Genomic DNA, 25608 nt, shown 5'->3' on the forward strand with positions numbered 1-25608 from the left:
CGGGGGAACGGACCGTGCGCACAGGAGGTTTGCGTGGCTGACGACGCGGCACTTCGCTCGTATCTGACGAAGGCGACCAGGGAGCTCCAGGACACGCGCAAGCGCCTCGGCGAACTCGAGGCACAGCGCAGCGAACCCATCGCCATCGTGGCCATGGGATGCCGGTATCCCGGCGGCATCGACTCCCCGGACGGATTGTGGGAGTTCGTCGCCGGAGAACGCTGCGCGGTTGCCGACCTGCCGACCGATCGCGGCTGGGATATGGCCGCACTCACCAATCCGGTCGCCGACAGTCCCGGCGCGACCTACGTGCGGCGCGGCCACTTCGTCGACACCGCAGGCGATTTCGACGCCGCCTTCTTCGGCATCAGCCCGCGCGAAGCCCTCGCCATGGATCCACAGCAGCGGCTGTTGCTCGAAACCACCTGGGAGGCACTGGAAAACGGCGGGATCGACCCCCGTTCGCTGTCCGGCTCCGATACCGGCGTGTACCTGGGCGTCGGCACCCAGGAGTACGGCGCGCGCGTCTACCGCGACGACAGCGGACTGGCCGGGCACCTCACCACCGGCACCACCGTGAGCGTGGCCTCCGGCCGCATCTCCTACGTACTCGGCCTCAACGGCCCCGCCGCCACCATCGACACCGCCTGCTCGTCCTCGCTGACGGCCATCCACCTCGCCGTCCGAGCGCTGCGCTCCGGCGAGACCGCCCTGGCCATCGCGGGCGGCGCGACCGTCACCTGCTCCCCCAGCATCTTCGTCGGCTTCTCCCGCCTGGGCGCACTCGCCCCCGACGGCGTCTGCAAACCCTTCTCCGCCGACGCCAACGGTTTCGGCGTGGCCGAGGGCGTCGGAGTCCTGGTCCTACAACGGCTATCGGATGCCCAACGCGATGGTCGCCCGATTCTCGCCGTCATCCGCGGCACCGCCATCGGCCAGGACGGCGCCTCCAACGGCCTGTCCGCCCCGAGCGGCCCCGCCCAGCAGCGCGTCATCCGCGCCGCCCTCGCCGATGCCGGTCTCACCCCCGGCGACGTCGATGTGGTCGAAGCCCACGGCACCGGCACCACCCTCGGTGACCCCATCGAAGCCGACGCTCTGCTCGCCACCTACGGCACAGCCCACACCCCCGACCGCCCCCTGCTCCTCGGCTCCATGAAGGCCAATATCGGCCACGCCCAGGCTGCTGCCGGTGTCGCCGGGGTCATCAAGATGGTCGAAGCCATGCGCCACGGCCTGGTCCCCGCCATCCCCGGCCTGAATCAGCCCACGTCCCAGGTGGATTGGTCCCCCGGCACAGTCCGTCCCGTCGGCGAATCCACCGCGTGGCCCCAGTCCCCCGCCGGCATCCGCCGCGCGGGCATCTCCGCCTTCGGCATCAGCGGCACCAATGCCCACGTGATAGTGGAACAGGCTCCGGGCGCGGCTATCGCCCGGACAGCCGAAAGCACTGTTGCCGCCATAGCGCTGCCGCTGTCGGCGCGCACGGAGAGCGCGCTCGCCGATCAGGCTGCGCGGCTGTCGAAGTGGCTGACCGAGCGGGCCGAACTGGATCCGCTGGATGTGTCCTTCTCCCTGGCCACCGGGAGGTCCGCGTTCGAGCACCGCGCTGTGGTGGTCGGACGTGACCGCGACGATGTGCGGCGGGGTCTGGACGCGCTCGCGGCCGGTGAGCCGTCCGCGCAGGTGGTCACCGGGCGGGCCGTCGACGCCATCGGCGGGCCGGTGTTCGTGTTCCCCGGACAGGGGTCGCAGTGGATCGGTATGGCTGCCGAATTACTTGACAGCGCACCGGTTTTCGCAGACCACATCGCCGAGGTCGAGCGGGCTTTCGCGGCGCATGTGGACTGGTCACTGACCGATGTGCTGCGCAATCGGGCGGGTGCCGCCGATCTGGAGCGGGTCGATGTGGTGCAGCCCGCGCTGTTCGCGGTGATGACCTCGCTGGCGAAGCTGTGGGAGTCGATGGGCGTGCGGCCCGCGGCGGTGATCGGGCATTCGCAGGGTGAGATCGCGGCGGCCTATGTGGCCGGGGCGCTGAGTCTGGCGGACGCGGCCCGCGTGGTGACGTTGCGCAGCAAGGCCATCACCGCCCTGGCCGGGCGTGGCGGCATGGTGTCGGTCGCGCTCGCGCCCGCCGAGGTGGAGGCGCTGATCGAGCCGTGGCGGGGACGACTGTCCATCGCGGCGGTGAACGGTCCTGTGGCTGTCGTTGTTTCGGGTGACTCCGCCGCCTGTGACGAGCTGGTCGCCCAGGGCGAGGAGCGCGGCCTGCGGGTGCGGCGGATCCCAGTGGACTACGCCTCCCATTCGGCGCATGTCGAATCCATCAGCGAAGCCGTGCATTCCGAGCTGGACGGCGTCCAGGCCCGCGTCGCCGACGTGGCGTTCTTCTCCACCGTGACCGGTGAGCGGATCTCCACCGGGGAACTCGGCACCGCCTACTGGTACCGGAACCTGCGTCAGCAGGTGCGATTCCACGCCGCCGTGCGGGCGGCGGGCGAACTCGGGTATCGGGCGTTCCTCGAGGTGAGCCCGCATCCGGTGCTCACCACCGCGATTCAGGACGCGCTCGACGAATCCGGTTGGGGGACCGAGGGCGCGGTGGTGGAGTCCCTGCGCCGCGACGACGGCGGACTGCGCCGATTCCTGCTGTCGGCCGGGCAGGCTCAGGTGCGCGGGCTCACCCCGGACTGGGGCACCCGCCTGGCGGCTCTGGGCGCACGCCGAATCGCCCTGCCCACCTATGCCTTCCAGCACAAGCGCTACTGGATCACCGACGACGGCGGCTCCGGTGACGGCTCCGGGTTCGGTCTCACCACGCTCACCCACCCGATGCTGGCGGCGGCACTGCAGGATCCGGAATCCGAGGCCGTCACCTTCACCGGGCGGCTCGGCCTCGACACCCATCCGTGGCTGGCCGATCACGCGGTGCACGGCGCGGTCCTGCTGCCCGGCGCCGCGCTCACCGAACTGGCCTTGTTCGCCGGCGAGCACACCGGATATCCGCGCGTCGCGGAACTGGTGCTGCGCGAACCGCTCATTCTGCCGCGCCAGGGCGCGCTGACCCTGCGTGTGGTCGTGAGCGAACCGCAGTCGACCGGCGCTCGGCCGGTGCGCGTCTATTCGCGTCCGGCGGAGGATGATTCGGCCCCGTGGAGCCGGCACGCCGAAGGCGCTCTCACCCCGGACGCCGCCACTCTCACACCCGCGGGCGCGTGGCCGCCGCCGAATGCCGAACCCATCGACATCGGCGACCACTACGACCGGCTCGCCGACGAAGGCTACGAATACGGCCCGTCCTTCCGTGGCCTGCGCGCCGCCTGGCGCACCGGGGACGCCGTCCTCGCCGAGGTCGCGATTCCCGAATCCGCGTCCGGCGCAGACCGTTTCACCCTGCACCCGGCCCTGCTCGATGCCGCCCTGCACGCGCTCGGCTTCAGCGGCCGGCTCACCACCGGCGACCCCGACCGCATCCGCCTGCCCTTCTCCTGGGAGGGCGTGACGGTCCACGCCCTGGGTGCGACGAGCCTGCGTGTCCGCATCATCCCGCGCGGCGACGAGCGGGTCGCCCTCGAATTGTTCGACGCCGCAGGCTCTCCCGTGGCCGCCGTCGACGCGCTGGTGCTGCGCTCCATCTCCCGCTCCCAGCTGGCCGCCCACACCACCACGGCCCGCGACGGCCTGCACGGCATCGACTGGCAGCCGATCCAGCTCACCGGCACGACACCCACCGCCCGCGACTGGGCCGAGCTTCCCCTCGCCGCCGACACACAAGCCCGCCGATTCAGCGTGCTCCGCTACGGGAAGCAGCCTTCCGGCGGGCATACGGCCGAAGCGGTGCACGCCGAGCTGGCCGCATTGCTCACGCAGGTCCAGGAATGGCTGGGCGACAAGCGGTTCGAGTCCTCCACGCTGGTCGTCGTGACCAGTCGCGCGGTCTCGGTGGCCGAAGGCGAGGACATCGCCGATCTCGTGCACGCCCCCGGCTGGGGTCTGCTGCGGTCGGCGCAGACCGAGAACCCGGGCCGAATCCTGCTGGTGGACACCGACGATGCCGCCGCCTGGCCCGAGGCCGTCGCGGCCGCGGTGGCCGGTGGGGAACCGCAGCTGGCGGTGCGGCGCGGGCTGGCGTTCGCGCCGCGGCTGGTGCGCGCGGACGCCGATCTGATCGGCAATATCGCCGCGATCGCCGAACCGCGCTGGCGGTTGCGGACGCGCGGGCGGGGCACGCTCGACGGGGCCGGACTCTCGATCGAGGAATGGCCCGAGGTGGATCGGGCGCTCGCACCCGGCGAGGTGCGGGTGGGAGTGCGCGCCACGGGCGTGAACTTCCGCGACGTCATGATCGCACTGGGCGTGTATGCCGATCCGCGCGCCGATATCGGCGGCGAGGGCTCGGGTGTCGTGCTCGAGGTCGCCGCGGATGTGACCGCGCTGCGGCCGGGCGACCGGGTGATGGGCATCTTCGAGGGCATCGGCCCGGAGGTGATCACCGACCACCGCTATCTGGGCCGTTTCCCGGATTCGTGGACGTTCGAGCAGGCTGCCACCACGTCGGCGGTGTTCATGACCGCCTACTTCGGTCTGCGGGATCTGGCCGGATTGCGCAGCGGTGAAACGCTTCTCGTGCACGCGGCCACCGGCGGCGTGGGCATGGCGGCCATCCAGCTGGCGCGCGCCTGGGGTGTGGAGGTCTATGTCACCGCCAGCCCGGGCAAGCAGAACACGCTGCGCGCCATGGGTTTCGACGACGAGCACATCGGCAACACCCGCACCGTCGAGTTCGAGCAGAAGTTCCTGGCCGCCACCGACGGCGCGGGCATGGATGTCGTACTCGATTCCCTCGCACGGGAGTTCGTCGACGCCTCGCTGCGGCTGCTGCCGCGCGGCGGCCGCTTCCTGGAGATGGGCAAGACCGACATCCGCGATCCGGAGCAGATCGCCGCACAGTATCCGGGCGTGCGCTACCGCGCCTTCGACCTGTTCGAGGCGGGCCCGGATCGGGTGCGGGAGATGCTCGCGGAACTCCTCGACCTGTTCGAAGACGGTACCCTGCAACCCATTCCGGTCTCGGTCTGGGATGTGCGCCGCGCACCGGAGGCGCTGCGCTACCTCAGTCAGGCCCGGCACACCGGCAAACTGGCCCTGCGCCTGCCCACCCGCCTCAACCGCGACGGCACGGCCCTGATCACCGGCGGCACCGGCGTGCTAGGCGCGCTGTTCGCGCGCCATCTGATCACCGAGCACGGCATCCGAAACCTGCTGCTGCTCAGCCGCCGTGGCCTCGCCGCCGACGGTGCGGCCGAACTGGCCGCCGAACTCGGCGCACTGGGCGCACGGGTCGAGGTCGTCGCCTGCGACACCTCCGACCGCGCCGCCCTCGACGCGGTGCTGGCCGCCATCTCCCCCGAACATCCGCTCACGGCGGTCCTGCATGCCGCGGGCGTGCTCTCGGACACCGTGCTCACGGCCATGACCCCCGAACAGCTGGCGACCGCCCTGCGCCCCAAGGTGGACGCGGCCTGGAACCTGCACCTGGCCACCGAGCATCTGGATCTCGCCGCCTTCGTGCTGTTCTCCTCGGCCGCAGGGCAACTCGGCTCCCCCGGACAGGCCAACTACGCGGCGGGCAATGTCTTCCTCGACGCCCTGGCCCAGTACCGTCGCCAGCGTTCACTGCCCGCGCTGTCCCTGGCCTGGGGCTGGTGGGCCGACGCCACCGGCATGACCGGCCACCTGGACGAGCGCGACCGCGCCCGGATGAGCCGCTCCGGCTTCGTCCCCATGACGGCCGAACAGGGCCTGGCCCTGTTCGACGCCTCGCTCACCACGGGCCGGGGCCTCACGGTCCCCGCCCGCCTGGATCTCGCGGCCCTGCGCCGCGCGGCCGACGCCGACGCGAGCGCCGTCCCGTCGGTCCTGCGCGGTCTGGTGCAGGCCACCCGGCGTGCGGCCGCCGCTGCGGCACAGTCGGATTCATCCAGTGGCCTGGCCGCTCGCCTGACCGGGCTCACCGCCGCCGAACAGCAGCACGTGGTCCTCGCGACGGTCCGCTCGGTAGCCGCGGCGGTCCTCGGCCACGACGGCCCCGAGGCCATCACCCCCTCCACCCCCTTCAAGGATCTCGGCTTCGACTCCCTGGGCGCGGTCGAATTCCGCAACCGCCTCCAGGCCGCGACCGGCCTGCAACTCACCACCACGGTCGTCTTCGACCACGCCACCCCGGTGGCCCTGGCCGACCACATCCGCACCCAGATCGCCCCGCCCCCACCGGATCCCACGGAAGCGGTGCTCGCCCAGGTCTCGGCCCTCACCGACCACCTGGATCAGGTGGGCGGCGACCTCGGCGACGTCTCCACCGACCAGCCGGAACTGGCCGAGGCCATCACCCGGCTGGCCGCCGCGCTCGGCGTCGTCGCCCCCGACCTGGTCGGCACGGCCTCCGCCCGCGCCAACGGGATCGGCTCCGACCTGAGCGACGAGGAACTGTTCGCCCTCATCGACTTCTCCGGCACGGATCCCGAAACTCCCTCTGCGGAAACGCCTCCGGCACCGGAAGCGGCTGCGGTGCGGACCTGGCCGCTGACCCGATACCAGGTGGATATCGTCGCCGTCGGGCTGCGGTATCCGGAGCTGCCGCTCACCCAGGTGGGCGGGTACCTGCGGATCAGCGGGGCGCTCGACGCGGAGCGTATGCGGGCGTGCGTGCGGCGCAGTTCCGAGCGGCACGAGGCGTTGCGGATGCGGGTGGACGCGGCCGCCATGACGCAGTGGATCAGTCCGGAGCTGCCGGAGGTCGAGATCGTCGACTTCACCGCGCAGGCCGAGCCGAAGCGGGCGGCCGAGGAGTGGATGCGGGCGCGTACCGATGCGGTGCTGCCGCTGGACGGGCCGCTGTCGGAGATCCTGATCCTGGTCGACGACGACGAATCCTTCGTGCTGTACGGGCGTTTCCATCACGCGGTGGCCGACGGCTGGTCGTCGGCGCTGGTGATCCGGCAGTTGTGCGCCGACTATCTCGGGCTCGCCGCCGCCGATCTTCCCGCTCCGGGCTACCTGGAGATCGTGAACGAGCTACAGCGGTACCGGGATTCGGCGGAGTGGGGCAAAGATCGCGACAGCCTGGCCGGGCAGCTGGACGGGGTCGAGCCCGCGCTGTTCCCGCGAGCGGCGACCGTCGCCACGCATCGGCGGCACAAGCACTGCCTGCACTTCGACAAGGCCGCCGTGGACCGCATCCGCGCCACCGGCCGCACCGTCTTCGCTTTCACCGCAACGGCTCTCGCCGCCTACCTGCGCCGGATTCACCGTGACGGCGACATCGTGCTGGGTGTTCCGATGCTGAACCGGCAGACGCCGGAGGAGTTCCTGACCGTCGCGGACATGGTGAACATGCTGCCGCTGCGGATTCCGGTCGACGAGGATCGCTCGGTGCTGGAGCTGTCGGCGGGCACCGCGAGCGCGGTGTGGGAACTGCAGGCGCACCAGCGTTTCCCGGCGGGCGACCTGTACGCCGCCCTGCGGGAGCGGGGTTTCCCGAACGGTTCGCTGTTCGACGTCACGTATTCGTATGTGGCAGTACCGGATCTGGCGGGTTCGGAGGCCATCGGCGGCGACACCTCACTGCTGTCGACCGGCTATTCCCTGGATGTCGTGAACATCGTGGTCCGCGACTACGAGCGCGACGGGTCGCTGGATGTGGACATCTTCTACGCGGACGACGTCTTCGACTCCGACCTCCCGTTCCCGGTCGCGCTGCGGCAGGTGCTTCGCCTCATCGAGACCGCGCTGACCGAACCCGAGCGCCCGGTCGGCGAGATCGCGCTGCTGTCCGCCGAGGAGCGGGAGCGGATCGAGGAGTTCGAGGCCGGGCCCGTCGCACCCCTGGACCTGGACGCCACCGTGGACCAGTTGGTCGCGGCGCAGATCGACCGGACACCCGAGCAGACCGCCCTGGTCGGGGACGGCCCGGACGGTGCCACCTGGAGTCTCTCCTACGCCGAATTCGGTTCCCGGATACGGGGTTTGGCCGCCTCCCTGCGTGGCGCGGGATTGCGTCCCGAGCAGAGCGTGCCGGTCATCCTCTCGCGCGGGGTGGATTCCGTGGTCGCCGTGCACGCCATCCTGGCGGCGGGCGGGGCCTACGTGCCGATCGGCGTCGATCATCCGGAGCAGCGCATCCGCGAGCTGGTGACCGCCTGCGGCGCTCGAGTTCTCCTCGCCGGACCCGAGTTCGACGCGCTGGCAGCGGATCTCGGCGTGCACCGCATCGATCCGGATCCGGCCCTGCACACCACGGGCACCGCTCGCACCACCACGCGCTCCAGCGATCTCGCCTACGTCATCTACACCTCCGGCTCCACCGGGGTGCCCAAGGGCGTGATGATCGAGCATCTCTCGGTCGTCAACCGCCTGGAGTGGATGCAGCGCCGCTACCGGCTGACCGCGAACGACGTTGTGCTGCACAAGACACCGGCCACCTTCGATGTCTCGGTGTGGGAACTGCTGTGGTGGTCGCTCACCGGAGCCCGCGCCGCCGTCCTGGCGCCCGGCGCGGAACGCGATCCGCGTGCCCTGACCGAGGCCATGGGCCGCCACGGCGTGACGGTGCTGCACTTCGTACCGTCCATGCTCGGCCCGTTCCTCGACCACATCGCGGAAACACCCGCCGCGGCGGCCGATCTCACGGCCCTGCGCCTGGTGGTGTGCAGTGGTGAGGCCCTCACCCCGGCCCTGGTGAACCGGTTCCGTCACGTGCTCGCCCGGCTGGGTCTGCACCGGGTACAGCTGGCCAACCTGTACGGCCCGACCGAGGCCACCGTGGATGTCTCCTACTGGGATCTGCCCGCCGGTGCCGAATGGATCGACCGGGTCCCGATCGGCCGTCCGATCGACAATCTCTCGCTCTCCGTGCTGGATTCGCGGGGCAGACGGACTCCGATCGGCGTCCCCGGGGAACTGAACATCGCCGGAATCGGCGTCGGCCGCGGTTATCTCGGCCAGCCGGAGCAGACCCTGACGGCCTTCGTCCGCGATATCTCCATGCCGGGCGGGACACGCTACCGCACCGGTGATCTGGCCCGCTGGCTGGCCGACGGCACCCTGGAGTACCTGGGCCGCCTCGACGACCAGATCAAGGTGCGCGGCAATCGGATCACCCTGGGCGAGATCGAGAATCAGCTCGGCACCTGCCCCGGCGTGACCGCCGGCGTCGTCGTCGACGAGCGCACCGCCGACGGTGGCATCACCCTGGCCGCGTACTTCGTGGGCACGGCGACGGCGGACGAGGTCGCCGCGCACCTGGCACAGCGCCTGCCCGCCTACATGATTCCGTCACGCTTCCACCTCCTGGAGGCGCTGCCGCTCAGCCGCAGCGGCAAGGTCGACCGCCGGGCGCTGCCGTCCGCCGATCGGCCCGCCGCGGGAATCGTCGCACCGCGCACCGATATCGAGCGCGAGTTCGCACAGCTGTGGGCCCGCGTGCTGGACCGCGATCCCGCCGAGATCGGCGTGCACGACGACTTCTTCACCACCGGTGGCGATTCCATTCTCGCGCTGCGCCTGCGCACGGCCGCCGAACAGCGCGGCCTGGCGGTGGATCTCGACGAGCTGTTCGCCCGCCCGACCATCGCGGACCTGGCGCGGGCGGCCACCCGCCGCACCGACTCGGGTCCGGCGGTAGCCACTGCGCTGGAGACCGTCCCCCTCATCGACCGCGCGTCACTGACCGGGGTGGCGGACGCCTTCCCGGCCACGGCACTGCAGCTCGGCATGCTGTTCCACAGTCTGGAGAACAGCGAATCCACGCTGTACCAGGATGTTTTCACCTACCACCTGCGGCTGCCCTGGCAGGAGGAGCCGTTCCGGGCGGCGTATGCCGCACTGCTGCACCGGCATCCGGCCCTGCGCTCGGATTTCGATCTCACCGGGCGCTCCATCCCGCTGCAGCTGGTGCATCACAGCGTGCCGTCCGCCCTCACCATCGGCGCGGAGGACGACCTCGATTTCGACGCCTACGTGCCGAATGCCGCACCGCTGCACCATCTGCACGTCACCCCGGGCGACGCGGGCATCACCCTGACCCTGCACTTCCACCACGCCATCCTGGACGGCTGGAGTGTGGCCACCCTGATCCGCGAACTGCTGCAGGACTACCTGCACCGCATCGGACTGCCCGTCCCGGCCGTCGAAACCGCGTCGTACACACCGGCTCTGCTGGCCGAGTACGCCCGGGACGAACGCGCCGCCGAGCAGGACGCGACCGCGCGGCGCTACTGGTCCGAGCTGCTCGCGGACGCGGTGCCCGCCACCATCGCCTCGGCTCGTCCGTACCTGCCGCGGGAGACGCGGCGCAGCGGAACCGCCACACTCGTACTGCCCACGTGGTTGCGGCGCGGGCTGCGCGATATCTCTGTCGCACAGGGCGTTTCGCCCAAGGCCGTGCTGACGGCCGCACATCTGCTGACCGTGCGGGCCATGTCGGGAGCCACCGACGTGATCACGGGCGTGGTCAGCCACGCCCGTCCGGGCCGCACCGGCGGCGATCAGATCGCCGGGTTGTTCCTCAACACCCTGCCGCTGCGGCTGCGGACCACCGACCTCCCGTCGTGGGCGGACACGGCGCGTGCGGTCGATCACCAGCTGCGCGCCTCGCACCGGTATCGCCGATTCCCGTTGCGCGCCATGATCGCCGACCACGGCGGCCCCCTGTTCGACACCGCTTTCAACTACGTCGACTATCACGGTCTCGCCGAGCTGGTCGCCGTTCCGGAGGTGGCGATCACCGAGGTGAGCATCGAGGAGCAGACGAACTTCGCCCTGCTCGTCACCGCCGCCGTCGACCCGCGCGGGGATGATCTGGTCCTGCGTGTCTCGGCGGGAGCCGACGGGATCACCGACGCCCAGTGCGACGAGTACGCGCAGCTGTACAGCGGCGTGCTGGCGGCCCTGGTTCGTACGCCCGGCGCGCCCGTGGACCTGGATACGGTGCGTTCCGGCGACGTCCTCACCCTGGTGGAGGCCGCCGCGGGCAGGCACCCCGGGCGGGCTGCCCTGGTGGACGACTCGGGCACGCGCGACTACCGCTGGCTCGCCGACACGAGTGCGCGTATCGCGAGCAGGCTCAGCGCCGGCGGCGTGCTACCGGGCGACCGGGTGGCCGTCATGCTCGACCGCTCGCCCGAGCTCATCGCCACCGTGCTGGGCGTCATGCGCGCCGGAGCCGCCTTGGTGCCGCTCGACCCGAGCTACCCCGCCGAGCGACGCGAAGCCGTACTCGCACAGGCGGAACCGGCGCGGGTCATCACCGACCTCGACGCGCTCTTCGCGGAGGACGACGCGCTGCTCGCGGACGGCACGGAACGCACGGGTGACACGGCGCCGGACGCCGACCGCCGCACCACCGGGTCCGGCGAGTGGCAACCGCCCGTCATCCATCGCGACTCGGCCGCCTATGTGCTGTTCACCTCGGGCAGCACCGGCGAGCCCAAGGGTGTCGTGATGCGGCACGGGGCCCTGGCGAATCTGATCGAATGGCAGGGGCGGGCGGCCTCGGGCGCCGGCGCGGTGACCCTGCAGTACGCGCCGCTCGGATTCGATGTGTCGCTGCAGGAGATCTTCTCGACGCTGGCGGGCGGCGGAACGCTGCGGTTGATCACCGAGGGGCACCGGACCGATCCGGTCGCGTTGCTGCGCACCGTGATCGACGGTGCGGTGCAGCGGATGTATCTGCCGTTCGTGGCCCTGCAGGCGCTGGCGGAGGCCGCGGTCGCCACCCGCACGTTCCCGTCCGCCCTCACCGCGCTGATCTCCTCGGGCGATCAGCTGCGGATCACCCCGGAGATCCGGGCACTGTGCGCGGCCAATCCCGGGCTGGTGCTGGAGAACCAGTACGGGCCGACGGAATCCCATGTCACGACCGCCTATTCGATGTCGGGCGAGCCGAATCGGTATCCGGCGCTGCCGCCCATCGGACGCCCGATCGACGGGGTGCGGGTGCTGCTGCTCGACGACCGGTTGCGGCCGGTGGCACGCGGCGTGACCGGGGAGATCTACCTCGGCGGGGCGTGCCTCGCGCAGGGGTACGAGAACCGGGCCGGGCTCACCGCGCAGCGATTCGTCGCGAGCGGGAGCGGGGAAAGGCTGTACCGCACCGGCGATCTCGGCGTCGAGCTGCCGAACGGCGAGCTGATCTGGCTGGGGCGCGGCGACACCCAGGTGAAGGTGCGCGGGTACCGGATCGAGTGCGCCGAGGTCGAATTGGCCCTGACCCGGGTCGGCGGGGTGGAGGCGGCGGCCGTGCTGCCGCTGCATCGCGATGGCGTCGATGCCGTCCTCGCGGCCTTCCTGGTCGGCGACGGTGATCGGCCCGAAGCCGCGGCGATCAGCGCGGAAATGCGAAAGACACTGCCGCACTATATGATCCCGAGCCGGTACCACTGGCTCGATGCGATACCGGTCATGCCGAACGGAAAACGCGACGACACCGCCCTGCGGGCACTGGCCGCCACTCCCCGAGCGGAGTCGCCGGCCGAAAGCCGCGCGCCCGCCGACGAACACGAACGGGCGCTCACCGAGATCCTGGCCGAATTCGCCGGGGCCGCCTCGATATCCGCCGACACCAGCTTCTTCGAGGCGGGCGGCACCTCGGTGGGAGCCATGCGGGCGGCCATGACCATCGGCAATCGCTGGGGCGTGGACATTCCGCTGGAGACCTTCATCGCCACGCCCACGGCGGCCGGACTGGCCACCGTGGTGCGGGCGGGCGGCGTGGCCCGTGCGTTCGATCCGCTGGTGCCGCTGCGCACCGGGGAGCCGGATCGCGCGCCGGTGTTCCTGGTGCATCCGATCGGCGGCAATGTGCTCTGCTATGTGGACCTCGCCGAAAGTCTCACCGGTCGAACCGTTTACGGCATCCAGGCCAGTGGTATCGAACCGGGCGGCACACCGATCGGCGATATGGCGGGACTCGCGGCTGCCTACATCGAGGCCATCCGCCGCGTGCACCCCGACGGCCCCTATCATCTGGCCGGCTGGTCCTTCGGCGGCTATGTCGCCCTGGAGATGGCCCGCCAGCTGCCGGAGACGGATCTGGCACAGGTCGTGCTGCTGGACACCATCTCCCTGGGGGACGACCCGGTGACCCCGATTCCGGAGCGGGATCTCATCGTCTGGTTCTTCACCGAACTGCTCTGGTACGCCCAGGGCCCGGAGGCGGCGGCAGCCGAATTCGACACCACCGCAGCGACACCGGAGGAGTTGTTCGAGGCCGTCCTGCGGCAGTCCGTCGCACGCGGGATCGTGGGCGCGGAGGCCTCCCCGCAGCTGATCCGCCGCCTGTACGCGGTCTTCCGCGCGAATTACGAAGCCACCGTGCACTACTCCATGACGCCGCTGGACCGCGACATCGTGGTGCTGCGGGCCGAGGACGCCCTGCCCGACGCCGCCCACGAGGCGCATCACCGGGTGGGCAGCATGTTCGACAGCCCCACCAATGGCTGGGATCGCTGGGCGGCACGGGAACTCGAGGTGATCGCGGTGCCGGGCGATCACCTGACCATGATGTCGCGCCCGCACGTCTTCGAGGTGGCCCGGCAGCTCGCCGTGGTCCTCGACCGTGCCGAAATCCGAAATGCCGAGGTGGGCAACCGATGACCACAGCCGAGGTGCACAGACCGCTCAGCCCCATGGAGCGGTGGTACTGGATCGCCGATCAGATCTCACCGCTGAATGTGATCGCCCGAGTGCGGGTGTCGGGCGCGGTGACCACCGCCGCGCTCGAGGCCGCGGCGGCGGATCTCACCGCGGAGCATCCCCTGCTCCGGGTGAGCATCGCCGCCGACAGCGACGGCAAGAACCCCGAGTTCGTGCCCGTCTACAGCGCCGAGATCCCGGTCCGCACAGTCACTCCCGCCGCCGCCGATACCGAGGCCTGGGAGCACGAGGTGGATATCACCGAGCTGGGGACCTCCCTGGACTGGCGCACCCGTCCGCTGGCCCGCATCGTCGATGTGGTGCACCGCGCCGGTGAACCCGGCGAGTACCACGACCTGATCCTGACGGTGTCCCATGTCGTCGCCGATGGCACGACGGCGCTGGCGCTGCTGCGCGACCTGGTCGATTACGCCGCCGCGCACACCGCTGGGAGCATGACGCCCGACACCGAACCCGCCGCCTACGGTGTCGTGCGACGGTTGCCGCTACCGGCTCCGGAGGACATGCTGCCCAGCCGGTTTCGCGGGATGCGCGGACTCCTGCGGGCGGTCGGCACCGCCATTGTCGATCAGGTGGTCGCCGCGGCGGCGCGCCCGCACCGACTGCTGCCCGAGGTGGCGGTGGACCCGCACGACCGGCGGACCCGACTGTGGCATCGGGAGTTGTCCGGCGAGCAGCTCGAGGCGCTGGTCCAGCGGTGCCGCGCCGAGGGCGTGACCGTACACGGGGCGCTCACCGCGGCCATGGCGCTGGCGCTGGGAAATATTGTCGCGCCGGGCGATTCGGGCCGGATCGGGATCGGGTCACCGGTGGATTTCCGGACCGAGCTGCGCCCCGTGGTGGGACCCGACGATGCCGGAGCGTACGTCTGCACGGTCCCGTCCTTCCCCCGGTTCGGCGCGGTCGACCTGTGGGAGGTGGCCCGCGATCTCAATCGTGAGCTGCTGCGGCGCAAGAACTTCCGCCAGCACCTCGCTCTCGTCACGCTGCTGCGCCTGGCCACCCCGGATTCGGTGGCCAACTCGGCGCGCACCGTGGCCCTGCTGGATCAGCGCGGCCCCGGCAATGTCTGCATCTCCAATATCGGCCGCTACGACTTCCCCGAGCGGTCCGGGGACTGGGCCCTGTCGGGGGCCCAGTTCATCGCGGGCATCTCCATCAGCGGGCATTTCGTGGCGACCGTGAACACCAGTCACGGTGTGCTGCACTGGAATTTCACCTATATCGAGGGCACGGTCTCCGACGCCCGGGCACGGCAGCTGGCCGATGACTCGCTCGAAATCCTGTCGCGTGAACTAGTCCGGCCGGAACCGGCCGTGCGGAAAGGCTGACAACGTGTCCGATACCCGTGGAGCGGTATTGATCACCGGAGCGTCGACCGGGCTGGGCCGGGAGACCGCCCTGCACCTGGCCGATCGCGGTTTCCAGGTCTTCGCCGGCGTGCGGCGCGAGGCCGACGCGCAGGAACTGCGGCAGGCGGACGACCGGGTCGAGCCCGTCATCGTCGATGTCACCGCCGCGGAGTCGATCGCCGCGGCGCACAAGCTGATCGCCGACCGCGTGGGCGCGGCCGGGCTGACGGGTCTGGTCAACAACGCGGGCGTCTGCGTGGCCGCGCCGATCGAACTGCTGCCCGCCGAGGACCTGCGCGCCCAGCTGGAGGTCACCCTGGTCGGTCCGGTGCAGCTCATCCGGACCTTCCTGCCGCTGCTGCGGATTCGCGCCGCCGGTGCGCCGACGCGCGCGCCCGCGGGCCGCATCGTGAACGTGGCCTCCGGCGTCGGCCGCCTGGCCACCCCGTACCACGGCGCGTATGCCGCAGCGCAATTCGGCAAGGTCGGGCTCTCCGACGCGCTGCGCCGGGAGCTCGCGCCCTTGCAGGTCAGCGTCTCCATCATCGAGCCCGGTGCGGTGTCGACCCCCATCTGGGGCAAGCTCGGCGAGGGCGCGGAGCGGGTGCTCGCCGCCGCCCCGGACGAGATCGCCGACCTGTACCGGGACCGGTTCCTGGCCTTCGTCACCGCGAACACCCAACGCGCACAGGCGAGTCGCACCAAGCCCGCCCAGGTGGCGACCGCCATCGAACACGCGCTCACCGCGCAGAGCCCGCGCACCCGCTACCCGGTGGGCGCGGATTCCAAGGCGGTGGCGGTGGCCACGCGCCTGCTGCCGAACCGCCTGCTGGACTTCGTCATGGAGCGCACCGGCCCGGCGATCACCGTCCCCAAGGAGGTCAGAGCGTGAAGGTCCTCGTCACGGGCGCGGGCATTGCCGGGCTGACCACCGCCGTCGCCCTGCGCAGGCACGGCTTCGATGTCGACATCCACGAGGCCACAGCGGGATTCCGGGATACCGGCACCGGGCTGGGGCTGGCCTGCAATGCCACCGCGGCACTGGCCGAACTGGGCATCGATCCCACCGACGGCCCCACCGGAAGCCCGCTGCGCCGGTTCAGCATTCACACCCCGACCGGGGCCACGGTGCGGGAGCTGCCGATCCAGCGCATCACCGCCGAGCTGAACGCGCCGATCGTGAACATCCGCCGCAACGACCTGATCGCGGTGCTGCGCGCGGCGGCCCCGGAGGTGCCGATCCACTGGAACAGTCCGCTGACCGGCTTCCGGCACGACAGCGCCGGTGTGACAGCCACTTTCGGCGACGGACAGACCGCGAGCGGTGACGTGCTCATCGGCGCGGACGGCATCCGCTCGGCGGTGCGCGCGCAGCTCGCGGGCGACGAGCCGCTCAACGAGTACGGCTATGTGTGCTGGCTGGCGGTGATCCCGTACTCCCACCCCAGCCTGACCACCGGTGCGGCCCGGCACTATTGGGGCCGCGGCACCCGCTTCGGCCTCATCGAGATCGGCGGCGGCCAGGTCTATTGGTGGGGCACCCAGAGCGTCGGGGTGGCGGCGGCTCGCGACTGGTCCGGCGGAAAGGCCGGTGTGGCAGCGGTATTCGCGGGCTGGGCGCCGGAGGTGATGGAGGTGATCGAGCAGACTCCCGAGGAGGCGATCGTGGTCGTCCCCGCGCAGGACCGGAACTTCCTGTCGCAGTGGGGCGACGGCCGGACCACCCTCATCGGCGATGCCGCCCACCCCATGCTCACCAGCCTGAGCCAGGGCGCGAGCTCCGCCATCGAGGACGCGGTGGTGCTCGGCCACGAGCTCGCTGTCGCACCGAATCCGATTACGGGACTGCGCAATTACGAGAAGGCGCGCCACGACCGCACCAAGCGGCTCGTCGCCGACTCCCGGCGGCTCAGCCGACTGGAACAGCTGCGCAACCCCGTGGCGGTGCGGTTGCGCGACCTCGCCATCCAGTACACGCCCATGAGCATTCTGCGGCGGCAGAACATGCAGCCCATGCGATTCCGGCTGCCGGGTGAGGTGAGCACGGTCTCCCGATGAGCGGCCCGGCGGGCTACACCCGCTATGCCGCCATGGCCGTGCTGTGCCTGGCCGAGCTGCTGGTGGTCATCGACAACACCATCATCAATATCGCGCTCCCGGCGATCGGCGCGCAGCTCGGCGCGGGCTTCAGCGGCCTGCAGTGGTGCGTCGACGCCTACACCCTCACCTTCGCCGGATTCCTCTTGGCGGCAGGCACTCTCGGCGACCGCTACGGCCGCCGCCTGGTGCTCTACCTGGGCATGCTGGGCTTCGCCGCCATGTCGGTGGTGGCCGCCACCTCCGATCGACTGCCCGAGCTGATCGGGGCGCGCGCGGCCATGGGCGTCTTCGCGGCCGCCATCTTCCCGGCGACGCTGGCCCTGGTCACCACCCTGTTCACCGATCGGCGCGAGCGGTCCATCGCCATCGGCGTGTGGGCGGGCGTGGCGGGTATCGCCATCGTGGGCGGGCCGCTCGTCAGCGGCTGGCTGCTGGCGCATTTCAGCTGGCATTCGGTGTTCTGGATCAATCTGCCGGTGGCCGCCATCGCCGTCGCCGGGACCGCGCTGTGGGTTCCGGAGGCCAAGGTGGCGATACCGGCCCGGCTGGACATACTCGGCGTGGTGCTGTCCATCGCCGGAATCGTGCTGCTGGTGTGGGCCATCATCGAAGCGCCCCGGCACGGCTGGACCGCGCCGATCACGGTCGCCGCCTTCGCGGGTGCCGCGCTCGCGCTGACGCTGTTCGTGCTGTGGCAGTTGCGGGTTCGGGTTCCGCTGCTGGATGTGCGGCTGTTCCGGATGCGCCGCTTCGCCATTCCGGCGCTGTCGATTTCGGTGGCGTTCTTCGCGCTGTTCGGGTTCGTCTTCTTCTTCACGCTGTATTTCCAAGCGGTGCGCGGCTATTCGGCCATGGAGACGGGTGTGCGGGCGCTGCCGTACGCGGTCGGCATCATGATCGGCGCACCGATCGGCATGACGCTGGGCCGCAGGCTCGGCACCGCGCCGACGGTGGCCGCCGGGCTGGCGGCGCTGTGCGGCGGTTTCGTGGTGGCGACCTTCCTGGACACGCACACCTCCTACGCGGCGGTGATCCTGCCGACCACCATCCTCATGGGCGCGGGTCTGGGCCTGGTGCAGGGCCCGGCCACCGAACTGCTCATGTCCAATCTCGACGAGGAGGATATGGGCGTCGGCGCGGCCATCAACGACACCACCCGCGAGGTGGGCGGCGCGCTGGGCGTGGCGGTGCTGGGTTCGGTGCTGTCCTCGATCTACGCGCACGCCATCGCACCGGCCGTCTCGACCGCGGGACTGCCGGAAAATGTTGTCCGCGAGGTTAATTCGTCCCCGTTCGCCGGACTGGCACTGGCCGAGCGGATACCGTCGCCACAGTTGCGCGAGCAGGCGATCACGGTGGTGCGCGAGGCCTTCGTGGACGGCATCTTCTGGACCGCCGGGGTGGCCGCCCTCGCCACGGGGGTCGGCGCGGTGCTCACCGCGGTACTGCTGCCGTGGCGCGAGGGCCGGCTGAGCTCCGCCGCACCCGAACCGCTCGCCGAGGAGGCCGCCTGATGTCCCTGCCGGACACACCGACCGAGATGAAGTCGATCCAGCTCTCGGCGGGGACCGTCGAGTATCTGGATTCCGGCGGTCCGGGGCCGACGCTGGTATTCCTGCACGGGGCCATGAAGGACGCACTGGTATGGCGCGAGGTGGTCGCCGGGCTGCCCGCGCGCTACCGCTGCGTCCGGCCCACCCTGCCGCTGGGCAGCCATCGCATTCCGATGGAGCCCGAGGCCGATCTGAGCATCACCGGGCTGGCGCGGCTGGTCGCGGAGTTCCTGGACGCCCTGGATCTGAGCGAGGTGACCCTGGTCCAGAACCATTGGGGCGCAGCGCAGATCATGCTGGCCGAAGGCTGCGCCGAGCGGGTGAGCCGCCTGGTGCTGTGCGCCTGCGAGGCTTTCGACAACTATCCGCCGGGCCGGCCGGGCCGGGCCTCGGCCGCCGCCGCACGGGTGCCCGGTCTGCTCGGGCTGGCCGGTCGCGCCCTGCGCAGCCCGCGCGTGCGGCACCGCTTCGCCACGGCCGATCCCAGTGCGGGACGCCGGATTCCGCCGGATCTGGTCGAACGCTGGCTGCTGCCGTTCGCCTCCGAGGCTGGGGTGCGGCGCGATCTCGCCAAGATCCTGAGCGAACGGCATACGCCCGCGACCAAACGACAGTGGGCGGCCGCCACCGACTTCCCCGGCCCGGTCCTGGTGGTGTGGGCGGCCGATGACGTCCTCATGCCGCCCGCGCACGGGCGGCTGCTGACCGACGCCTTCCCCAACGCCCGCCTGGTGATCGCCGAGCACAGCCGCACCTGTGTCCCGCTGGACCGCCCCGAGGTCCTGATCCGTGAACTGATCACGCTGCCTTCGGTCTGAGGAACCGTCGACGGCGTGACGCCGCGGCGGGACACGGGCACGCTGGTGTATTGCGACACGCTCGAACCGACCCCTCGCCCTGCTACCTTCGGAATGCGGAACCCGCGAGGCAAGGAGCATGCCATGAGCATCATCGTCATGATCATCATCGGCCTCATCGCCGGTGCCATCGCCCGTCTCCTGGTCCCCGGCAAGGACGATATGGGCTGGATCGCCACCATCGTGCTGGGCATCGTGGGCGGCTATGTCGGCGGCACCCTCGGCAGCCTGGTCTTCGCCCCCCACAAGTTCGATTTCCGGCCGCCCGTGGAGCACACCTTCATCGGCGCCATCATCGGGGCGATCATCGTCCTGCTGATCTACCGGTTCGTCCGCACCAAGGTCTGAGCCCGGCGGGCGCGCGGTTTCCTGTCACCCTCGGCCGCTACCGTGCAGGCACGATCAGGTAGCGCCGAGGAGGTCCGGTTTGAGTCCACGGGATATTCGTGCGCAGGGCTATATCCGCGGCGTCCGGCTCGCCCCCGGCACGCCGGACAGCGGCTACCCCTTCGATCTCCCCGTGATACGCGCGCTGGCGAGCGGCATCGACTTCGACCCCGGCATCACCTTCTTCGTGGGCGAGAACGGCTCCGGCAAGTCCACGCTGGTGGAGGCGCTGGCCGTGGCCTACGGGTTCAATCCCGAAGGCGGCAGCCAGAACTTCAACTTCGCCACGCGGTCCAGCGAATCCGAGCTGGGCGCGCACCTGCTGGTCGCGAAATCCGGCCGCCGTCCCCGCTCGCGCTTCTTCCTGCGCGCCGAGTCCTACTACAACGTGGCCACCGAGATCGAGGCGCTGGACCGGGAGCCGAGCTTCGGCCCGCCGCTGCTTCCGGCCTACGGCGGCGTCTCCGCGCACGAGCGCTCCCACGGGGAATCCTTCATCGACCTGATCAGCAATCGTTTCCGGCCCGGCGGGCTGTATCTGCTCGACGAGCCCGAGGCCGCGCTGTCGGTTCGCGGCTGCCTCGCGGTGCTGGCCCATGTGGCCGATCTGGCCGCTCGGGACAGTCAGCTGATCGTCGCCACGCACTCCCCCATCCTGCTGTCGCTGCCCGGGGCGATGATCTACGAGATCAGCGATACCGGCGAAATCCACCGCACCAGCTACGACGATGCCCTGCCGGTGCGCCTGACCCGGGATTTCCTCGCCGATCCCGACCGCTATCTACGCCACCTACTGGATTCCTGACCGCACCCGCAGCCCGGCGGCGAAGGCCCGCGCGGCCGTCAGGTCGTCCGCGTTCGGCCGGTTCTTGCGGATCCCGCCGACGGGTTTGAACGGCAGCCAGGTATCCCAGGCCCGGCAGGAGAAACTGCCCGCCACCTCGAAACCCTTGCGTTCCAGCTCGGTCACCAGCGGGCCGGTGAACGGTCGCACCGGCCGCTCGAATCCGCTGGTGGCGTAGACGAACGCCCGGCCGCGCTGCCCCGCCGGCAGGGCCCGCACGAATTCGCGCAGGTTCTCGTGGAAGGAGCCCAGGAAGATTCCGGACCCGAATCCCACCAGGTCGTAGTCGGCGAGGGTGGCCGCGTCGATCTGTTCGGGGGCGACGACGTCGGCGTCCAGCACCTCTGCCATGACGTCGGCGACCCGCCGGGTGTTGCCGTGGGATACGGATGTGCACACGATGATCGTCTTCATACCTCGGAGACACCGCCCGGTTCGCGATCGTGACAGCGGGTGACTGTGGCCCGCGTCACCGCCGCAGGGACCGCAGGGTCTGGGCCGATCCCAGCTTGTCGGGATTGCGCACCGCGTAGAGGTTCGCGATCCGCTCCCCGTCCAATTCGATGATGAGCACCGTATCCAGCTTCCCGTCGCTGTCGAACAGCAGCAGCGCGGGCAGGGCGTTGTATTCGCCGAACTCGAAAGTCATGCCCGCCAAGCCTTTTCGAGCCAGACCCACCAGGTAGTTCGCGACCGGCGCCGCCCCGGTGACCGGGCGGCGCGCGGCGGTCACCTTGCCGCCGCCGTCGGAGATCTGCACGACGTCGGGGGCGAGCACATCCATCAGCGCCTGGACGTCGCCGGTGCGGACCGCCGTCAGGAAGGTGCCGATCACCGCCCGGCTGGTCGCGTTGTCGGCGGCGAAGCGCCGATGCCGGGATCGCACGTGGGCGCGCGCCCGATGCGCGATCTGCCGCACCGCCGCGTCGTTCTTGTCGATCATGTCCGCGATCTCGGTAAGACTGTGCCCGAACACTTCCGAGAGCAGGAACACCGCCCGCTCGGTGGGGCCGAGGGTCTCCAGCACCAGCAGCATGGCCATCGACACCGACTCGGTGAGCAGCACATCGTGACTGGCATCGTGCTCGGTGCGAATGGGTTCGGGCAGCCAGCTGCCGACGTACTCCTCGCGGCGGCGCTGCACCGTGCGCAGATGATTGAGCGCTTGGCGGGTGACGACCTTGGTCAGGTAGGCGCGCGGATGCGCCACCTCCGCGGCCGGGACGTCGCGCCAGCGAATGTAGCTGTCCTGCAGCACATCCTCGGCGTCGGCGGCGCTGCCGAGCAGTTCGTAGGCCACGGTGAACAGCAGCGGCCGCAGCCGGTCGAAGACCTCCGGCTCCCCGCCGCCCAGCACCGCTACGCCCTCACCCATACTTCCCCCTCGATCGAATCTCGCTAGGCCCGTTTCCCGGAGAACAAGGCGCGCAACCACTTTCGGCGGCGATTTGACGGTTCCGCTGATGTGGCCGCCGTTTTCGCCGGTGGCCGCGGGACCGCTTGCGCAGCCCGAGCCGCCGCACGCTCGCTCCGCCACTGCGCGACCACGTCATCGGCGTTCACCGGACGCACCGGCACATGGGGCGGCGTCGGCATCCGCAGATACTGCACGACCCGATCATTGAGCTCGCCGACAACGGCCCGCACCTGTGCTTCCGCGGCCAGATCGCGCACCGTCTGCTGAATCCGCTCGGCATCGCGGCGCAGCACGATGGACGGCGGCAGCAGCGCCTCGCCGCCGATGCCCTCGCGCCGCAGGTAGCTGTTCAGCCACCAGTTCTCGTCGAGCGGCGCGCCCGCACCCGGCAGTGGTTCGCCCTTACCGGGCAGATCGTCGAACTCGCCCCGCTCGGTGGCCTCGCGGATCTGCTTGTCGATCCAGGATTCGAAGGTGTGCCCCGGCGGTTTCCGCTCGGTCATGACCGGCCCCGGGCTCAGCCGCGCAGACGGATACGGGCCACCACTTCCGGCCGGCGCAGCGGCGGCACGGTCTTGGGCGGCACCTTCCGCTCCGGCAGTTGCTCGAGCAAACGGGTGGTCACGGCCGCGATATCGGCCACGGCGGCCTCCACGATCGCGCGATTGGACTCGGAGACGCTGGACAGCCCTCCGACCTTCCGAACGTACTGCAGTGCGGCGGCCTGGATCTCCTCAGGCGTGGCCGCGGGCTCCAGGCCCCGTAGGGCAGTGATGTTTCGGCACATAGTCCGAGGCTAGCGCGGTTGCAGCGTGACCGGCAGGGCCGAGGGCGAGAGAACGAAGTCGCGATTGGACGGGCGCACGGTGTACCCGGGCACCGGAGTGGGCCGCCAGCGGGTGAGCAGCGCGGCGGAGGCCAGGGCGATCTCCATCATGGCGAAGTGATCGCCGAGGCAGCGGCGGCGGCCCACGCCGAAGGAGAGACTGGCCTTCCTGGCGGTGTCGTCGACACGTTCGGGCGACCAGCGGCCGGGGTCGAAGTGTTCGGGATGCGGGAAGTTCCGGGGATCGTGCTGCACCAGGTAGGGGCTGAACATGACTGCCGCACCCGCGGGCAGGGTGACCTCGCCGATGGTGAGATCCGACGCGGAATTGGCCGCGCTGATCCACGGACCCCAGAAGCGAATGGTCTCCGCCACAACCTGTTTCAGGTACGGCAGGGCGTCCAGGTGTTCGGGGCTGATGCCCTCCGCGCCGACCACGGCATCGAGTTCGGCGTAGAGCCGCTCGGCGACCTCCGGATGGCGCATGACCTCGTACCAGAGCCAACCGGCCAGGGAGGCCATGGATCCCACGCCACCGGCGAGCATGAGAATGGCCTCGTCGATGATGTGCTCGTCGGAGAGGGTGGCCCCGGTCTCCGGATCGGTGTGGCGGATGAGCGCCGACACCACATCGTTGAAATCCTCGTCGCGGCGGCGGTATTCGGCGATCACCGCACCGACGGCCGCGCGCAGATCCCGCGCCTTGGTGCGCCAGCGGTAGTTGGAGATCACGCGCAGCCGCCGGATCTGCGGTGGCATGGCGGTGCGGATGATGACCTGGGACAGCAGCCACGGAATGTTGTCGCGGATCTCGCGCCGGGCCGACGCGCTGAAATCCGCGGTGAACAGCGTGGAGGAGACGGTGTCGAGAACCAGGCCGTGCGCCTCGTCCATGAGGTTCACCCGGGTGCCGGCGGGCAGTCCGGCCGACCAGGTGTTGGCGATATCGGCCGCGGCCCTGGAGTATTCGGCCAACCTGCTCTGCTTGAGCGAGGGCGAGATCATGCGGCGGCGCAGTTTGTGCTCGGCTCCGCGCAGCACGTTCACCGATCCGCCCGCCACATCCTCGATGGCCTCGCGCAGATCCTCCCGCTCGAACTCGGCGTCGCTCACGGCGACCCGGCGGACCAGCTCGGGTGTGGTGAGGACATATCCGGTCTTGCGGCCGAAGTGGATTCGCACGATCGGCCCGAGTTCGCCCAGTGATTTCACGAAGCCGGGCGCATCGCTCAGCGCCCGCAGGCTGTGCCCGACGAGCGGCAGACCGCCCGGAGCGGTAGGGATTTCCGACAGGGTGCGCGGAAGCGCGACGGCTGTCGCCCGCGCGGCGGTGCCCACGGCGTCCTCGTAGATCGCGAGAATCGCCGCGGTGTAATGGGATTGCCGGACCGAGCCGGAGTGCTCGCCCGCGACCTCGCGCATCGCGTCGAGGGCGGTGCGATCGGCCGCCAGCTTCTCGATGCTCTCGGCGAGGGACTCCACCGACGCACCGGCGCGCAGACCCGCACCGGCCGGGACCGTCTCGTCGAGGACCGCATCGCAGTAGAGAACGGGCAGCGCCACCGCCACCGCCTCGAGCAGCACCATGCCCTGGGTCTCGGCATCACGGGACGGGAACAGCAGCGCGTCCGCCGCCGCCATGGCCGTCAGGCAGGCAGCGCGGGAAACCGTGCCGTGCAATCGGATTCGGTCCCCCAGCCGGTGTTCGCCGAGGTAGGACTCGGCGGCGGCGCGCAGATCCCCGTCACCGTAGACCTCGAGGGTGCAGTGCGGGGCCTGCCGGACGGCCGCGAGCGCCTCGAGGAACCGCTTCTCCGCCGACAACCGCCCGCACCACACCAGCCGCAGCGGTCCGTCCACCGGATGCGGCTGCGGCACAATGTCTTCCAGCAGGGCGTCGTCGACGCCATTGGAGATCACCCGGATCGGCCTGGTGAGCCCGTGCGCGACCAGGAGATCCGCGAAATGCCGGGTCGGCACGATCACCCGATCGGCGGCCTGCGCCTGCCCGCTCATGGTCCACCAGGCATGCCGCGCCGCACGGCTCTCGGCCCGATGCGGCATGTGATGGGTGTGCGGCACATACCGCCCGTGCAGCGTCCGCAGCGCCAGCGCCGCCGCGTACGGGGCGGGTGAGGTGTGCTGGATGAAGGCGTCGTCGCGGCTGTGCGCGGTGTGCACCAGCGGAATCCGGTGTCGCCGTGCGGCTTTCATGCCCGAAATGGCGACGCCGTAGGTCGAGTGGGTGTGCACGACATCGACGGGACCGCGCGCGGCGAATTCCGCGTCGATCAGCGCGTCGTTCTTCGCGCCCGGGGTCACGACGGCCAGACCGTTGACCGCCAGCGCTATCGGCCGCAATTCCACCACGTCCGGATCGTCGATCGCGGCCACGCCCCCGGCCTGCGGCGGCACGAACAGGGTCACCCGATGGCCGGCACGCTCGAGCCCCCGTCGCAGCGAGTCGACGGCGGTTTGAACTCCACCGAGCGTGTGCGGGTGATAGTCCGCGAAAAGCGCGATGTGCATCAGCCGGACTGTACCGACGCCGACCTA

The 25608-nt window shown here is 70.6% G+C and carries 13 protein-coding genes; 8 read left to right on the forward strand and 5 right to left on the reverse strand.

Annotated elements, in window-relative coordinates:
- Positions 1-33 precede the first annotated feature (33 nt).
- From JK358_RS09025 to JK358_RS09060, 8 genes are all read left to right on the forward strand, one after another.
- On the forward strand, positions 34-13656 hold the full coding sequence (locus JK358_RS09025) for a non-ribosomal peptide synthetase/type I polyketide synthase (protein WP_201945416.1): 13623 nt from the start codon (positions 34-36) through the stop codon (positions 13654-13656).
- Positions 13653-15047, forward strand: coding sequence for a phthiocerol/phthiodiolone dimycocerosyl transferase family protein (locus tag JK358_RS09030; protein ID WP_201945417.1), 1395 nt, complete (start codon positions 13653-13655; stop codon positions 15045-15047). The genes JK358_RS09025 and JK358_RS09030 overlap by 4 nt, the downstream gene beginning before the upstream one ends.
- A 4-nt stretch (positions 15048-15051) precedes the next feature.
- On the forward strand, positions 15052-15960 hold the full coding sequence (locus JK358_RS09035) for an SDR family NAD(P)-dependent oxidoreductase (protein WP_201945421.1): 909 nt from the start codon (positions 15052-15054) through the stop codon (positions 15958-15960).
- The gene (locus JK358_RS09040) at positions 15957-17126 is read left to right on the forward strand and encodes an FAD-dependent monooxygenase (protein WP_201945423.1); all 1170 of its coding nucleotides are present in this window, start codon (positions 15957-15959) and stop codon (positions 17124-17126) included. Before JK358_RS09035 ends, JK358_RS09040 begins: the two co-directional genes overlap by 4 nt.
- Positions 17123-18682, forward strand: a complete 1560-nt coding sequence (locus JK358_RS09045; protein WP_201945424.1) for an MFS transporter — start codon at positions 17123-17125, stop codon at positions 18680-18682. Before JK358_RS09040 ends, JK358_RS09045 begins: the two co-directional genes overlap by 4 nt.
- Positions 18682-19539 carry an alpha/beta fold hydrolase gene (locus JK358_RS09050; protein ID WP_232851015.1) on the forward strand — a complete coding sequence of 286 codons (858 nt, stop codon included), beginning with the start codon at positions 18682-18684 and terminating at the stop codon, positions 19537-19539. Before JK358_RS09045 ends, JK358_RS09050 begins: the two co-directional genes overlap by 1 nt.
- 123 nt (positions 19540-19662) lie before the next feature.
- Positions 19663-19926: a GlsB/YeaQ/YmgE family stress response membrane protein gene (locus JK358_RS09055; RefSeq protein WP_201945426.1), complete on the forward strand. Its 264-nt coding sequence runs from the start codon at positions 19663-19665 to the stop codon at positions 19924-19926.
- A gap of 79 nt (positions 19927-20005) precedes the next feature.
- A complete protein-coding gene (locus JK358_RS09060) occupies positions 20006-20770 on the forward strand; it encodes an AAA family ATPase (protein ID WP_232851016.1) in 765 nt (254 codons plus the stop codon).
- Here JK358_RS09060 and JK358_RS09065 read toward each other — a convergent pair.
- From JK358_RS09065 to JK358_RS09085, 5 genes are read right to left on the reverse strand one after another with little or no spacing between them, the layout of a single operon-like run.
- Positions 20756-21223, reverse strand: coding sequence for a flavodoxin family protein (locus JK358_RS09065; protein WP_201945428.1), 468 nt, complete (start codon positions 21221-21223; stop codon positions 20756-20758). The genes JK358_RS09060 and JK358_RS09065 overlap by 15 nt on opposite strands.
- Positions 21224-21278: 55 nt before the next feature.
- Complete coding sequence (locus JK358_RS09070; RefSeq protein ID WP_372440655.1) at positions 21279-22166, reverse strand: RNA polymerase sigma-70 factor; 888 nt, start codon at positions 22164-22166, stop codon at positions 21279-21281.
- A 41-nt stretch (positions 22167-22207) separates the two neighbouring features.
- Positions 22208-22729: a DnaJ family domain-containing protein gene (locus tag JK358_RS09075; RefSeq protein WP_201945432.1), complete on the reverse strand. Its 522-nt coding sequence runs from the start codon at positions 22727-22729 to the stop codon at positions 22208-22210.
- 14 nt (positions 22730-22743) lie between these two features.
- Complete coding sequence (locus JK358_RS09080) at positions 22744-23013, reverse strand: DUF2277 domain-containing protein (protein ID WP_201945442.1); 270 nt, start codon at positions 23011-23013, stop codon at positions 22744-22746.
- Between the two features lie 9 nt (positions 23014-23022).
- Positions 23023-25581, reverse strand: coding sequence for a cytochrome P450 (locus JK358_RS09085; protein ID WP_201945449.1), 2559 nt, complete (start codon positions 25579-25581; stop codon positions 23023-23025).
- Between the last annotated feature and the right edge of the window lie 27 nt (positions 25582-25608).

Source organism: Nocardia acididurans, assembly GCF_016741815.1.
GTDB lineage: Bacteria > Actinomycetota > Actinomycetes > Mycobacteriales > Mycobacteriaceae > Nocardia > Nocardia acididurans.